Below are 13,071 nucleotides of genomic sequence, written 5' to 3'. Positions count from 1 at the left end.
CCCACAGACGAAGCGAAGGCGCAGCACCGCCAAGGCGCAGACGCCCACGACCCCGCCCCACCGACGAACCCAAGGCGGCGACCTCAGTGGGACGGTGGGAAGCCGCCTGTGGCCACCGGGCCCCAGCGGTCCGGGGTGACGCGGATGAGGGACTTGGCCTGGGTCCGCATGGCCGCGCGGTACTCGTCCCAGTCGGGATGCTCCCCCGCGATGTTCCGGTAGTACTCCACCAGCGGCTCCACCGACTCCGGCGCGTCCAGCACCTCGGCCACCCCGTCGACCTGGACCCACGGCCCGTCCCACTCGTCGCTCAGCACGATCACGCTGACCCGCGGATTCCGCCGGGCGTTCCGCGTCTTCGCCCGCTCCGGATACGTCGACATCACGAGCCGCCCCGCGTCGTCGACCCCGCAGGTCAGCGGCAACCCCTGAGGAGTCCCGTCCGCCCGCGAGGTCAGCAGCACCGCCCGGTGCCGCGGCCGCACGAAGTCGAGCAACTCCTCAAGGCTCACCGTGGTGTTCGTCGCGATTCCGGGTGCCATGCACGGCACCCTAGTCACGCTCAGCCCGCCTGCGGCAGACCTTCCCCCTGCACCGCCTGGATGTCGAGCTCCACCTTCAGCGTCGTACCGATCGCCGAGATCCCCGCCTGCACCACCTGGTTGTAGTTCATCGCGAAGTCCTCCCGCCGCAGCTCGGCCGTCGCCCGGAACGCCGCCCGCGTCCCGCCCCACGGATCCGCCCCGGTCCCCAGGTAGCTCAGCTCCAGGTCCACCGGCCGCACGACCCCGTGCATCCCCAGCTCGCCGTGGACCGTCCACCGGTCCGTCCCGGCCGGCGTCAGCCCGTTCGACCGGTACGTGATCTCCGGGTACTGCTCGACGTCCAGGAAGTCCGGCGACTTCAGGTGCCCGTCCCGCATGCCGTTCCCCGTGTCGATCGAGGCCGACCTGATGACCGCCTCGACGCGGGACTTCTCGACGTCCTCGGCGATCTCGACCCGCCCCCCGAACTCCGTGAACCGCCCGTGCACGCTGGTGATCCCGAGGTGCTGGGCGACGGCGCCCACGGTCGAGTGGGCGGGGTCGATCGTCCACGGACCGGGCGGCGGCAGCTCGGTGCCGCCCTGCCGGGCGAGGACGACGTTGCCGACCTCCGCGCGCCCGCTCGCGGTGACGAGTGCGGTGGAGGCGACGGGCGCGTACCCGACGGCGGTGACGATCACGGTGTACGGACCGGGCACCAGCGCCGTCCCGTCCCGCACGACGCCGTCCTCGTCCGTCGCCGCCCGCAGCACCTGCGTGCCCGTCATGTCCGTCACCGTGACGACGGCGTGCGGCACGGCCCACCCGTCACGCGTACGAATCCGAGCGTTCAGTCCCATCCCGTTTACTCCTTGCCGGAACCCTCCGCGCGGAGGGCCCCACAGTCCAAGCACACAAAGCAAGCCGACCACGAACGGGCCGGCGGTGAACGAGCCGACCACGAACGGGCCGGCGGTGAACGAGCCGCCCACGGAAACGGACGACCCCCGGCGGCGGTGACTGGCCGTCCCCTGCCATGAACGCCACCGCCGGCCCGGGGGCCCTTTCCGCAACCGGCCCGGGGCCGCGCCTCCGCTCGGGGCGCGACCGCGGGCCGGGGCCGGTCACTCGCCCGGGTGGGCGAGTTCGATGTCGTGGCCGTCGACGCCGCTGCCGGCGACCGACAGGCCCGTGGCCACCGGCGGGTACCCCGTCGCGATGACGGTGTACTCACCGCTGTCCAGGTCGGTGAAGGCGTACGCCCCGTCCGACCCGGTCGTCGCCGTGGCGACGACATTGCCGGCGGCGTCCACCAGCGTGACGCGGGCGTCGTTCAGCGGCGCACCGCCCGCCCGCACGGTGCCCAGCACCTGCGCACCGGAGTTGAGCTCGACCTCGACCCGGGTGACCCCGGCGCCGCCGACCTCGACGGGCAGGGCCAGCGGCCGGTGCCCCGCGGCGTTCACCGCGATGGTGACCGTGCCGGGCACCAGCTCGGCGAAGGTGAACTCGCCCTGCTCGCCGGAGAGTCCGGTGGCGAGCACGTCACCGCGCACATCGGTCACGATGACCATGGCACCGGCGACGGGCAGCTTGCTGTCCGCGTCGCGGACCAGGCCGGTCAGCCCGCTGGTCCCGCTGAGCAGGATGTCGTACGCGAGGGCGTCCTCGCCCACGACGACCGTGGAGGCCTGCGGCTGGAACCCGTCGGCCGACGCGATGAGCACGTACGAACCGGCGCCCGGGGCGTCGACGGCGTAGGAGCCGTCGCCCTGCGCGACCGCGCGGCCGAGCTGGCGTCCCCCGAGGGAGATCAGCGTGACGGCGGCACTCGGCACGGGCGCGCTCTCGGCGCCGCGGACGAAGCCGCGGACCGGGACCCCGCCGGTGATCTGCGGCGGCACCCCGCCGGCACCGGCCTCCGCGGCGGACGCCACGGCGGCGAGCCGCTGCGTGCCCTCGGGCCCGGCCTCGGCGGGCGAGGCGACGGAGGCGACGGAGGCGAGCACGGGCTCGTCGACGACCTGGGAGGCGGCCGGAGCGGCCGCGGCGGGAGCGGCGGCGTCGTCCGCGGAGTCACCGGCGGCGGCCTGGGCGAGGGCGCCCGAGGTCCGCAGCGGGACCTCCTTGATGAACAGCGTGATCAGGAAGGCGATCAGCGCCATCGGCGCGGCGATCAGGAAGACGTCGGCGATGCCGTGCCCGTACGCGCTCTCCATCACCGTGCGGAACGGCTCGGGGATCTTGTCCAGGTCGGGGATGCCGCCGCCGCCCGTGCCGCCGTGGCCGAACTGCGCGGCCGCCTTCGGGCCGAGGTCGGCGATGCCGTCCTTGACGTAGTCGGTGATCCGGTTGGCCATGATCGCGCCGAGCGCCGAGACGCCCATCGCACCGCCGAGGGACCGGAAGAAGGTCACCACGGAGGAGGCGGAACCGAGGTCCTGCGGCTCGACCTGGTTCTGCGTGCAGAGCACCAGGTTCTGCATCATCATGCCGATGCCGAGACCCATCAGGGCCATGAAGATCGCGATGTGCCAGTACTCGGTGTCATAGCGGATGGTGCCGAGCAGGCCGAGGCCCGCCGTCACCAGCACGCCGCCGCTGACCAGCCAGGCCTTCCACTTGCCGGTCTTGGTGATGACCTGGCCGGAGACGGTGGACGAGACGAAGAGGCCACCGATCATCGGGATCGTCAGGACACCCGACATGGTCGGGGACTCGCCCCGCGCCAGCTGGAAGTACTGGCTGAAGAAGACCGTGCCCGCGAACATCGCGACACCCACGAAGAGCGAGGCGAGCGAGGCGAGGGTGATGGTGCGGTTGCGGAAGAGCCGCAGCGGGATGATCGGCTCGCTCGCCCTGGACTCGACGAACACGAAGATCAGACCGAGCAGGATCGAACCGCCGACCATGGCGTAGGTCTGCCAGGAGAGCCAGTCGTACTTGTCGCCGGCGAAGGTGACCCAGACGAGCAGCAGGCAGACGGCGGCGCTGATGAAGAAGGCGCCGGCCCAGTCGACCTTGACGTCCCGCTTGACCACGGGGAGCTTCAGGGTCTTCTGGAGGACGATCAGCGCGATGATCGCGAAGGGCACGCCGACGTAGAAGCACCAGCGCCAGCCGAGCCACGAGGTGTCGGTGATGACACCGCCGAGCAGCGGACCGCCGACGGTGGCGACGGCGAAGGTCGCGCCGAGGTAGCCGGAGTAACGCCCGCGCTCACGCGGGGAGATCATCGCGGCCATGACGATCTGCGCGAGGGCGGAGAGACCGCCGACGCCGATGCCCTGGACGACACGGCAGGCGATGAGCATGCCGGCGTTCTGCGAGAGACCGGCGACGACCGATCCCAGGACGTAGATGATCAGGGCTATCTGTACGAGCGCCTTCTTGCTGAAGAGGTCGGACAGCTTGCCCCACAGGGGGGTGGTCGCGGTCATCGCGAGCAGCGACGCGGTGACGACCCAGGTGTAGGCGGACTGGCCGCCGCCGAGGTCGCCGATGATCTCGGGCAGGGCGTTGGAGACGATCGTCGACGACAGGATCGCCACGAACATGCCGAGCAGCAGCCCGGACAGCGCTTCCATGATCTGCCGGTGCGTCATCGGAGCGTTCTCGTCGGGATGAGCTCCGTGCTTGGCATGGCTGCCCCGCACACCGGCTGGTGTGGTTGTTGCCATGGGTTTCCTTTTCTTACGCGGGTGTACGGGTGGTCTCTGAGGTCTGTGCGTCGTGGGGGGAGAGGGAGTGGGGGGACCGGTCCTGCGACGCGTGCGGCTTCGCCGGAGGGCGGGCCGAGGTCGCGCGGCAGTCCCCGAAGCTGTCGCGCAGGCGCGCGAGCAGCGTGCTGAGCTGGTCGACCTCGTCGTCCGACCAGTCGTGCAAGTAGTGGGCGAGTGCCCGCATCGAGAGATCGGAGAGCTCTTCGAACTTCGCCTCGCCGGCAGGCGTGAGACGAAGGATGCGGGAACGCTTGTCCGCGGGGTCGGGATCCCGGTGGATCCAGCCCCGCTCGGCGACGTGGGCGACATGGCGGCTGGTCACCGACATGTCCACGGCGAGCAGCTCGGCGAGCCTGCTCATCCGCATCTCCCCGTGCCGGTTGAGCAGGGTGAGTACGGCCGCGGACCCGGCCGGGCACTCGGGGGGCAGGACCCGCCCGAGGCCACGCTTCACGGCGCCGATCGCACTGAGCTGTCGGGCCAGCTCCTCGTACTGACGCTGCGCGGCCACGGCACCTCCTGGATTCTTTTGTTGCTTAGGGCAACGATAGAAGCAGTTGGTTGCCGCAGGCAAACTAAAAAGGGACCAACGCCCTAAAGAGTCGGCAAAGGTCTGGGACCTCGGTCGTAAAGTCCCTGGCCAGAGGGGGTTGGGCCGACAGCGCTGGATTCGCTAGGGTCCTGATCCATGGCACACAACCCCCAGGGTCCCCAGGGCAACCCCGACCCCGCCGGCAGCACGCAGATGTTCCGCGCCTTCGTCGACGAGGCGCCGCAGGGCCGACAGCAGCAGGCGGCGGCGCCCGCGGGCCCGCGGATCGGCCTGATCATCGGCGTGGTCCTGGCCATCGCGGTCGTCGCGGGCGTGGCCTGGCTGGCGCTCAAGTAACGCACGCCACTCAAGCGGACGGCGGTGTCCCGATCGCGGGCCCGCCGTGGCTTGTCGCGCGGCTCCCCGCGCCCCTTCGGGGCGCGGCCCCTACTTCCAGTCCACGTCCACGTCCCGCGTCTCCACGTGCATGCCCAGCGGCACGCGCCACGCGTCGACGCAGACCGGCCACGTCTTCTTGACGCGCTCACCCGCGCCGATCGGGGCCGGCAGGCTCACGGTCGACTCGATCGTGTCCCAGTCGACGCCGAGCGCGCCGATGATGTGCGTGCCGAAGGTGACCTCGCCCGAACGGACGGGTGATCCACCGGTGTTGTGGAAGGTGAGCGTCACCTTCTCGCACCAGCGCTTGTCCGCGGGCTCCCGCTTCGGTTCCCCGACGGCGAGCCTCGCGGGCCCCGTGGGCGACGCGCCGCCGCTCGGCTCGTCCTTGCCGGGGGCCGACGGGCTGCCCGAACCTCCCGAGCCGCCGGAGCCCCCCGCGCTGCCGGAGCCGGGTGAACTTCCCTCCGTACGACCGGGGTTCGCCCCGCCGTCCGACGCCGCGCCACCTTCCTGTGCGGCCGCTCCGCCGGAACTCCCCTCGGCGCCGGGCGACTTCCCCTCCGAGTCGCCGCCGTCGCCGCTGTCGCCACCCTCTGCGGACCCGGACGGCGCCTTCGCCGAGCCGCCGCGCCCGTCCTCGCCGTCACCGCCGGAGCCCTTCGCCCCGTCGAGCGGCACCAGCCTCACGTCACCGGTGGGCCCCACGGCCTTCCCTGGCGCCCGCTCCGGCGAGGCACCGGCCGCGCCGGTCGCCACATAGCCGTCGCCGCTCTCGCCGCCGCATGCGGCGAGGAGGCCGCCGAGACACACCACGGCCGCACCGGCACCGAGCACGTTCCGCACACCACGTCGCATCGCGCCAGTGTGGCTGACGGTCCGTCAATGAGGAACCCCGTCAGCAACACCGGCCCCGCGTCCGCGCGTTGGCCCCGGACGCGTCCGGCCGCGGCGGCGTCAGTCCGAGATGAGGCCCTCGCGCAGCTGCGCCAGCGTCCTCGTGAGCAGCCGGGAGACGTGCATCTGCGAGATGCCGACCTCCTCGCCGATCTGCGACTGCGTCATGTTGGCGAAGAAGCGCAGCATGATGATGCGGCGCTCGCGCGGCGGGAGCTTGGCGAGCAGCGGCTTGAGCGACTCGCGGTACTCCACGCCCTCCAGGGCGGAGTCCTCGTACCCGAGCCGGTCCGCGAGGGAGCCCTCGCCGCCGTCGTCCTCGGGGGCCGGCGAGTCGAGCGAGGAGGCGGTGTAGGCGTTGCCGACCGCGAGGCCGTCGACGACGTCCTCCTCGGAGACGCCGAGCGCCGCGGCGAGTTCGGGCACGGTCGGCGAGCGGTCGAGCCGCTGGGCGAGCTCGTCGCTGGTCTTGGTGAGCGCGAGCCGCAGCTCCTGGAGGCGGCGCGGCACCCGCACCGACCAACTGGTGTCCCGGAAGAAGCGCTTGATCTCCCCGACGACCGTCGGCATCGCGAACGTCGGGAACTCCACGCCCCGTTCGCAGTCGAAACGGTCGATCGCCTTGATGAGGCCGATCGTGCCGACCTGGACGATGTCCTCCATCGGTTCGTTGCGGCTGCGGAAGCGGGCCGCCGCGTACCGGACGAGGGGGAGGTTCAGTTCGATGAGCGTGTCGCGTACATAGACGCGCTCCGGGCTGTCCTGGTCGAGCGCGGCGAGCCGCAGGAAGAGGGAGCGGGACAGGGTCCGGGTGTCGATGGCTTCCGAGGCTGGTGAGCTGTGAAGCGCGTCGGGCGCGGAGTCGCTCGGGCTCTTGGTGAGCGTGAGCGTGAGCACCTTCGAGCTGCCCTGGTCTGCGGACATGCCACCCCCTTGAGGTCGCGGACGGTCGCGGCGAGCGCTCCCGTCGGAGGAACGCAGCCTCCACCTGAATACCGGAGGTGGGGCTACGGCAAACGCGGTTCCAGCAGAATGTCACATGTCGGCAACACGCTGTAGTTACTTGTCGACAAACAAGGGTGACATCCCTGCAGGAAAGAGGGGGTCTGGGGCTTTTCGGCGCGGAGTCCCGTCGGAAAGATCTCCGACGGGACTCCACCCTTTACGGTTACGCCTCGATCCGATTTGCGGACCGCAGTCGCGCGAAGCTCCTGGCGAGCAGTCGTGACACATGCATCTGGGATACGCCGAGTTCGGCGCTGATCTGCGACTGCGTCAGATTGCTGTAGTAGCGCAGGAGCAGGATGCGCTGTTCGCGCTCCGGGAGTTGGACCAGGAGATGGCGTACGAGATCGCGGTGTTCGACGCCGTCGAGCGCGGGATCCTCGTAGCCGAGCCGGTCGAGCAGGCCGGGCAGCCCGTCGCCCTCCTGCGCCGCCTCCAACGACGTTGCGTGGTACGAGCGTCCGGCCTCGATGCAGGCGAGCACCTCGTCCTCGGTGATGCGCAGCCGTTCGGCGATCTCCGCGGTCGTCGGCGAGCGCCCGAAGGCGGTGGTGAGGTCCTCGGTCGCCCCGGTCACCTGCACCCACAGCTCGTGCAGCCGGCGCGGTACGTGGACGGTGCGGACGTTGTCGCGGAAGTACCGCTTGATCTCGCCCACCACGGTCGGCATCGCGAAGGTCGGGAACTGCACGCCGCGGTCCGGGTCGAACCGGTCGATGGCGTTGATCAGCCCGATGGTGCCGACCTGGACGACGTCCTCCATCGGCTCGTTGCGGCTGCGGAAGCGCGCGGCCGCGTACCGCACGAGCGGCAGGTTGGCCTCGATGAGGGCGCCGCGCACCCGGCCGTGTTCGGGGGTGCCCGGCTCCAGCCCCTTGAGCTGGCCGAAGAGCACCTGGGTCAGGGCCCGGGTGTCGGCGCCGCGGGTGCTCCCGCCGGCGGATGGGGCCTTCGCGGGTGGCGCCTCGGGCGCAGTACTGGCCGGCACGGTCAACGCCACCCCTTCTCGGTCAAGCTCGGTCGACCTTGGTCAACTCATCCGTCAAAAGCGGTCATAGCATCACAAGACATGTGCACTGTGTGCAAGCACCCGATAACTACGTGTTGAGGGGCAAGTTGGGGCAAGTCGGTACCGGAGACGCGGAACGGCCCCGCACCGTTGCGGTGCGGGGCCGTTCGGGGAGCTGCTGCGCCCGGTGGCTCAGAACTCGTAGTCGGCGATCACCCACGTGGCGAACTCGCGCCACAGCGCGACGCCCGCCTGGTGGGCCGGGTGCTCGATGTACCGCTTCAGCGCATCGGTGTCCTCGACCGCCGAGTTGATGGCGAAGTCGTAGGCGATGGGGCGGTCGGAGATGTTCCAGTCGCACTCCCAGAACGTCAGTTCAGGGATCTGCTCGCCGAGTGCGCGGAAGGCCTTGACGCCCTCGACCACACGCGGCTCGTCGCGCCGCACGCCGTCGTTGAGCTTGAAGAGGACCAGATGGCGGATCACGGGCACTCCTTGGAGAGGACGGTGGCTTGGCGGCCCTGGCGGCCGCTCAGTCCTTGCCTCCGTTGGCGACCCACGTCATGAAGTCGCCGATGCTCTGAGCGGCGCTCGAGACGCCCTCGAAGCCTATCTGGACGTAGTCCGCGGCCTTGGCGGGGTCGGTGATGATCACGTAGAGCACGAAGACCACGACCACGAAGAGGCCGATCTTCTTCCACTGCACTGCCACGATCTGGCCTCCCCTTACCGCGCCCCGTGTGACCCCTGTGACGGCGGTGAGTCTAACCCGGACCGTACTCACGGGGCTTTTAAGGACCAACGGCCCGGCAGCACAGGCCCTTTGCCTGCGCCGTGCGGGTGGTCCCGGGCGCAGGATGGGTGGTGAGCCCGGCGGATCTGGCAGGAATCCACGGGCGAAGGGACTGCCCCTACTGCGGGGTCCGCGCCGTCTGCTTCCCCCCTGACGGCGGCGCTGACTTGAGGGACAGTCCTCGTCGGGGGAAGCGGCTTGTCCCCCCGATGCCGCTTCCCCCGTCCCAGCGGGAGAAAGCCCCGGCGCCGAGCAGGCGCCGGGGCTTTTCGCGTACACGGAGACGGAGCCGTACACGGAGCCCCGAAGGCGGGCCCGGGAAAGCGGCGCCACGAAAACGGAGTGCGGGAACAGCGCGGGAACAGCGCGGGAACGACGAAGGGCCCGTCCTGTCGGACGGGCCCTTCGCATCAAGAGCGGTAGCGGAGGGATTTGAACCCTCGGTGAGTTTCCCCACACTCGCTTTCGAGGCGAGCTCCTTCGGCCGCTCGGACACGCTACCGAGAGGAACTCTAGCCCACGATGGCCCGAGGACTGAAATCCGTTTGGCCGAGCCCCGGAGTCAGCGCTTTCGGAAGAAGTCCGTCAGCTGCGCCGCGCACTCCTCCGAGAGGACGCCGTGCACGACTTCGGGGCGGTGGTTGAGCCTCCGGTCGCGTACGACGTCCCAGAGCGAGCCCGCCGCGCCCGCCTTGTCGTCCCGCGCTCCGTAGACCACCCGGTCCACGCGGGACTGCACGAGCGCGCCGGCGCACATCGTGCACGGCTCCAGCGTCACGACGAGCGTGCAGCCGGTGAGCCGCCACTCGCCGAGTGCGACGGCGGCCCGGCGCAGGGCCAGGATCTCGGCGTGGGCGGTGGGGTCGCCGACGGCCTCGCGTTCGTTGTGCCCCACGGCGAGCACCGTCGTGCCGTCCGGGGACAGCACGACGGCGCCGACGGGCACGTCGCCGCCCTGGGCGGCCAGCTCGGCCTCGGCCAGAGCGAGCCGCATGGGCGCCCGCCAGCGTTCGCGCAGGGGATCGGTTGCGGTGGTGTGGTCGGTCGGATGGTCCGGGTCGATCGAGTTGTCCGGGTCGATCGAGTCGCTCCGGTCGATCGGGTCGTTCGGGTCGGTCACACGGGGAACCTAGCGGACGGTCTCCAGCACCTCCGCCGCCCCGAGGATCTCGGCGATCTCGCCGAGCGCGTCGCCGCTCTCCAGGGCGAGCAGCTCCTTCTCCGACACCCCGAGGTCGCCGAGGATCTCCGGGTCGCCGAGCGGGCCCGAGGGCACCGCGTCGCCGCCGTCGGCGTCCCCGTCGTCCGCGTCGGCGGGGTTCTCGGGCTCCCCGTCCTCGGTGCCGTCGAGGTCGAGGGCGTCGAGGTCGTCGCCCGGGTCGTCGTCCGGGTCCCGGCCGAGCATCTCGTCGGTGAGCAGGATCTCCCCGTACGAGCTGCGGGCGGCCGCGGCCGCGTCCGACACGTAGATGCGAGGGTCGTCCTCGCCGTCCACGCGGACGACGCCGAACCACGCGTCCTCCTGTTCGATGAAGACGAGCACCGTGTCGTCGTCGGCGTCGACCGTGTCCCGGTGGTCCCGGGCCAGGTCGGCCAGATCCGACAGCGTCTCCACATTGTCGAGCTCCGTGTCGCTCGCTTCCCACCCGTCTTCGGTGCGCGCGAGCAGTGCGGCGAAGTACACCGTGACTCTCCCACTGGTCTTAGGCAGTGCCGGTTGGCGGTTTTGGGGTCCCCCCGGCGAGGTCGGGGAGCGGGGAATGGCTGTGACTCGCCCCGCCCTTTCGGAATCGTGGCAGAAACGGCGCCGTCAGGAGAGGTCTTCCGGCCGCTGTGTTCGCGTCGCGTCTTCCGGGAGCCCTCGCGGGCCCGCCGCGCGAGGGGGCGGCTACCAGCGGAACGTACGCATACGCATCGCCTGCCGCATGCGTGCCGCCCGGGCGCGGCGCGGCTTCACGCGCTCGCGGAGCTCGATGGCCTCGGTGCGTTCGCGCAGGAACTGGGCGCGCCGCCTGCGGCGCTCGGCGTCGGTCTCGTCCGCCGGTTCGTGCTTCCGCTCGGTCATGGGCACACCACCTCGGTCCGTACGTCCCCACCTTCCCCCCGTCGGAGGGGTTGATGCCAGCGCGGGGCGCCGGGCCCGCGCCCGGTTACTGTTGATGTCATGCGGATCCACGTCGTCGACCACCCGCTGGTGGCGCACAAACTCACCACGCTGCGCGACAAGCGCACCGACTCCCCGACCTTCCGGCGCCTCGCCGACGAGCTGGTCACCCTGCTCGCGTACGAGGCCACCAGGGACGTGCGCACCGAGCAGGTCGACATCGACACCCCGGTGACCCGGACCACCGGCGTCAAGCTGTCGTATCCGCGTCCGCTGGTCGTGCCGATCCTGCGCGCCGGTCTCGGCATGCTCGACGGCATGGTCCGGCTGCTGCCGACCGCCGAGGTCGGCTTCCTCGGCATGATCCGCAACGAGGAGACGCTCCAGGCGTCCACGTACGCGACGCGCATGCCGGACGACCTCTCGGGCCGCCAGGTCTACGTCCTCGACCCGATGCTCGCCACGGGCGGCACGCTCGTCGCGGCGATCAAGGAGCTGATCAAGCGCGGCGCCGACGACGTGACCGCCGTGGTGCTCCTCGCCGCCCCGGAGGGCGTCGAGATCATGGAGCGCGAGCTGGCGGGCACGCCGGTGACGGTCGTGACGGCCTCGGTCGACGAGCGGCTCAACGACCAGGGCTACATCGTGCCGGGCCTCGGCGACGCGGGCGACCGGATGTACGGCGCCGCGGAGTAGCGAGGCGGGTCCCCGCGGGGGCGGCAGCGGTCCCTGAGAGGACCTTGGTGGCCCCCGCTGGGTCTAGCAGTTCTTCTTGTCTGACGATGTGGGCGTCGGCTTGGGCCTGGCGAGTTCCGCCAGGGCCTTGTCGGCGTCCTCTTTTTTGGCCAGATCCTTGAACTTGTCGCCGAGGATGAGGTCCACCTCGGCGCCCTTGCGCCCGTCGGTCTTCTGCTCGGCGCCCGCGAGCTGGGTGCCGAGGACCGGGAACGCGGTGCCGGTGGCCGTCGCGGGACCGAGCAGTATGCCGGTGCCCTTGACCTTCTTGTCGTACGCCTTCGTCGCGTTGCCCACCTTGCCGATGGCGAAGCCGCGCTTCTTGAGCTCGTCGGCGGTGTCCTTGGCCAGGCCGCCGCGGGGCGTGGCGTTGAAGACGTTGACGGTGATCTGGCCGGGCTTGGGCAGCGGCTTCGGCTTCCCCGACGGGGCCTGCGCGGAGGACGCCGGTTTGCGGTCGCAGTCCGGGGCGGCCGGGCTCGCGGCCGAGGCCTTGTCGCCGCCCGTGAACACGTCGATGAGCTGCAGTGTGCCCCAGCCGATCAGGCCCACGGCCGCGGCGGACGCGATGACCGCGAGCACGATCCTGCGGCGCCCGCGGGGGCGGCGCATGCGTGGATATTTGTCCCCCGTGATGCGGTACTTTCCGCCCATGCCGGGGGGAGTGAGCATGCTCATGGGCGCAGCGTAGTGCCGGGCGGCGGCGATTCCTACTAAATGATCATTGCCCGGCGCTCAGTCCAACCCAAAAGGGCCAATGTGGACTTGGACCCCACTCGGGCGGGGGAACGGGTGCGTCAGCCCAGTTCGAGCACGCGCGCGTGGAGCACCTGGCGCTGCTGGAGCGCGGCGCGGACCGCGCGGTGCAGGCCGTCCTCCAGGTAGAGGTCGCCCTGCCACTTCACGACGTGCGCGAAGAGGTCGCCGTAGAACGTGGAGTCCTCGGCGAGGAGGGTCTCCAGGTCGAGCTGCCCCTTGGTCGTCACGAGCTGATCGAGGCGGACCGGGCGCGGCGCGACATCCGCCCACTGCCGGGTGCTTTCCCGGCCGTGGTCGGGGTACGGCCGGCCGTTTCCGATGCGCTTGAAGATCACACGGAAAGCCTACCGGTCAAGGCTCTCCGGGCGCAGCCATGGCGACGGAGTGCGACCCTGGGAAATGACGCCGGAAAGCGGGGCAAACCGGAAACACTCAAGCCGGGAACAGGGGCCGAAGTGAGCGAGAGCCAGCCGATGCCGTCCATGTCCGGAAGCGGGAACCGCCCGAACGAGTCAGTGGCGGTCGCCGGGGTGACGGAGGGAAGTGAAGGTTCCGGGGGCGAGGGTGGCGCCGGGGCGGCTGATTCCGGGAG

General features: G+C 70.9%; 16 protein-coding genes and 1 tRNA gene. 2 read left to right on the top strand and 15 right to left on the bottom strand.

The genetic code is table 11. The features are described 5' to 3' along the window. Nucleotides 1–83: 83 nt before the first annotated feature. The 4 genes from AOK22_RS21035 to AOK22_RS21020 form a co-directional block, all read right to left on the bottom strand. Complete coding sequence (locus tag AOK22_RS21035; protein WP_055700251.1) at nucleotides 84–542, bottom strand: PPOX class F420-dependent oxidoreductase; 459 nt, start codon at nucleotides 540–542, stop codon at nucleotides 84–86. A 20-nt stretch (nucleotides 543–562) separates the two neighbouring features. Continuing rightward, a complete protein-coding gene (locus AOK22_RS21030; RefSeq protein ID WP_055700250.1) occupies nucleotides 563–1,384 on the bottom strand; it encodes a YceI family protein in 822 nt (273 codons plus the stop codon). 264 nt (nucleotides 1,385–1,648) lie between these two features. Continuing rightward, nucleotides 1,649–4,129 carry an MFS transporter gene (locus AOK22_RS21025; RefSeq protein ID WP_055700249.1) on the bottom strand — a complete coding sequence of 827 codons (2,481 nt, stop codon included), beginning with the start codon at nucleotides 4,127–4,129 and terminating at the stop codon, nucleotides 1,649–1,651. Between the two features lie 88 nt (nucleotides 4,130–4,217). After that, the gene (locus AOK22_RS21020) at nucleotides 4,218–4,757 is read right to left on the bottom strand and encodes a MarR family winged helix-turn-helix transcriptional regulator (protein ID WP_055700248.1); all 540 of its coding nucleotides are present in this window, start codon (nucleotides 4,755–4,757) and stop codon (nucleotides 4,218–4,220) included. A gap of 177 nt (nucleotides 4,758–4,934) precedes the next feature. On the opposite strand from AOK22_RS21020, the gene AOK22_RS21015 reads away from it, so the two are divergent. Further along, entirely contained in the window at nucleotides 4,935–5,135 is a 201-nt protein-coding gene (locus AOK22_RS21015) for a hypothetical protein (protein ID WP_055700247.1), read from the top strand. 90 nt (nucleotides 5,136–5,225) lie between these two features. Here AOK22_RS21015 and AOK22_RS21010 read toward each other — a convergent pair whose 3' ends face one another. From AOK22_RS21010 to AOK22_RS41940, 9 genes are all read right to left on the bottom strand, one after another. Then, nucleotides 5,226–6,035, bottom strand: coding sequence for a hypothetical protein (locus tag AOK22_RS21010; protein WP_055700246.1), 810 nt, complete (start codon nucleotides 6,033–6,035; stop codon nucleotides 5,226–5,228). Between the two features lie 99 nt (nucleotides 6,036–6,134). Continuing rightward, nucleotides 6,135–6,998: an RNA polymerase sigma factor SigF gene (locus AOK22_RS21005; protein ID WP_055700245.1), complete on the bottom strand. Its 864-nt coding sequence runs from the start codon at nucleotides 6,996–6,998 to the stop codon at nucleotides 6,135–6,137. Between the two features lie 244 nt (nucleotides 6,999–7,242). Continuing rightward, a complete protein-coding gene (locus tag AOK22_RS21000; RefSeq protein ID WP_055700244.1) occupies nucleotides 7,243–8,079 on the bottom strand; it encodes an RNA polymerase sigma factor SigF in 837 nt (278 codons plus the stop codon). Nucleotides 8,080–8,280: 201 nt separating this feature from the next. Continuing rightward, on the bottom strand, nucleotides 8,281–8,574 hold the full coding sequence (locus AOK22_RS20995; RefSeq protein WP_055700243.1) for a Dabb family protein: 294 nt from the start codon (nucleotides 8,572–8,574) through the stop codon (nucleotides 8,281–8,283). 46 nt (nucleotides 8,575–8,620) lie between these two features. After that, nucleotides 8,621–8,800: a hypothetical protein gene (locus tag AOK22_RS20990; protein WP_055700242.1), complete on the bottom strand. Its 180-nt coding sequence runs from the start codon at nucleotides 8,798–8,800 to the stop codon at nucleotides 8,621–8,623. A 498-nt stretch (nucleotides 8,801–9,298) separates the two neighbouring features. Further along, nucleotides 9,299–9,383: transfer RNA gene (locus AOK22_RS20985), tRNA-Ser, on the bottom strand. Between the two features lie 60 nt (nucleotides 9,384–9,443). After that, on the bottom strand, nucleotides 9,444–9,875 hold the full coding sequence (tadA, locus tag AOK22_RS20980; protein WP_055700253.1) for a tRNA adenosine(34) deaminase TadA: 432 nt from the start codon (nucleotides 9,873–9,875) through the stop codon (nucleotides 9,444–9,446). Nucleotides 9,876–10,010: 135 nt separating this feature from the next. Next, nucleotides 10,011–10,565 carry a tRNA adenosine deaminase-associated protein gene (locus AOK22_RS20975; protein ID WP_055700241.1) on the bottom strand — a complete coding sequence of 185 codons (555 nt, stop codon included), beginning with the start codon at nucleotides 10,563–10,565 and terminating at the stop codon, nucleotides 10,011–10,013. 204 nt (nucleotides 10,566–10,769) lie between these two features. Further along, nucleotides 10,770–10,946, bottom strand: coding sequence for a hypothetical protein (locus AOK22_RS41940; RefSeq protein ID WP_167357869.1), 177 nt, complete (start codon nucleotides 10,944–10,946; stop codon nucleotides 10,770–10,772). A gap of 99 nt (nucleotides 10,947–11,045) precedes the next feature. On the opposite strand from AOK22_RS41940, the gene upp reads away from it, so the two are divergent. After that, nucleotides 11,046–11,681: a uracil phosphoribosyltransferase gene (gene upp, locus AOK22_RS20965; RefSeq protein WP_055700239.1), complete on the top strand. Its 636-nt coding sequence runs from the start codon at nucleotides 11,046–11,048 to the stop codon at nucleotides 11,679–11,681. 63 nt (nucleotides 11,682–11,744) lie between these two features. On the opposite strand, the gene AOK22_RS20960 is transcribed toward upp, so the two are convergent. Together AOK22_RS20960 and AOK22_RS20955 are read right to left on the bottom strand one after the other, a co-directional pair. Continuing rightward, complete coding sequence (locus tag AOK22_RS20960; protein ID WP_063795304.1) at nucleotides 11,745–12,398, bottom strand: LytR C-terminal domain-containing protein; 654 nt, start codon at nucleotides 12,396–12,398, stop codon at nucleotides 11,745–11,747. Nucleotides 12,399–12,517: 119 nt separating this feature from the next. Continuing rightward, nucleotides 12,518–12,814, bottom strand: a complete 297-nt coding sequence (locus AOK22_RS20955) for a type II toxin-antitoxin system VapB family antitoxin (protein ID WP_003955420.1) — start codon at nucleotides 12,812–12,814, stop codon at nucleotides 12,518–12,520. Between the last annotated feature and the right edge of the window lie 257 nt (nucleotides 12,815–13,071).

Origin of the sequence: Streptomyces silaceus (assembly GCF_001419745.1) — a bacterium.
Classification (GTDB): domain Bacteria; phylum Actinomycetota; class Actinomycetes; order Streptomycetales; family Streptomycetaceae; genus Streptomyces; species Streptomyces silaceus.
This window is presented reverse-complemented; position numbering and strand designations above follow the sequence as displayed.

Excerpts from the sequence above, each read along its gene's own strand:
- AOK22_RS21035 (WP_055700251.1), bottom strand. The coding sequence starts at position 542 with ATGGCACCCGGAATCGCGACGAACACCACGGTGAGCCTTGAGGAGTTG.
- AOK22_RS21030 (WP_055700250.1), bottom strand. The coding sequence starts at position 1,384 with ATGGGACTGAACGCTCGGATTCGTACGCGTGACGGGTGGGCCGTGCCG.
- AOK22_RS21025 (WP_055700249.1), bottom strand. The coding sequence starts at position 4,129 with ATGACGCACCGGCAGATCATGGAAGCGCTGTCCGGGCTGCTGCTCGGC.
- AOK22_RS21015 (WP_055700247.1), top strand. The coding sequence starts at position 4,935 with ATGGCACACAACCCCCAGGGTCCCCAGGGCAACCCCGACCCCGCCGGC.
- AOK22_RS21010 (WP_055700246.1), bottom strand. The coding sequence starts at position 6,035 with ATGCGACGTGGTGTGCGGAACGTGCTCGGTGCCGGTGCGGCCGTGGTG.
- AOK22_RS21005 (WP_055700245.1), bottom strand. The coding sequence starts at position 6,998 with ATGTCCGCAGACCAGGGCAGCTCGAAGGTGCTCACGCTCACGCTCACC.
- tadA (WP_055700253.1), bottom strand. The coding sequence starts at position 9,875 with ATGCGGCTCGCTCTGGCCGAGGCCGAGCTGGCCGCCCAGGGCGGCGAC.
- AOK22_RS41940 (WP_167357869.1), bottom strand. The coding sequence starts at position 10,946 with ATGACCGAGCGGAAGCACGAACCGGCGGACGAGACCGACGCCGAGCGC.
- upp (WP_055700239.1), top strand. The coding sequence starts at position 11,046 with ATGCGGATCCACGTCGTCGACCACCCGCTGGTGGCGCACAAACTCACC.
- AOK22_RS20960 (WP_063795304.1), bottom strand. The coding sequence starts at position 12,398 with ATGAGCATGCTCACTCCCCCCGGCATGGGCGGAAAGTACCGCATCACG.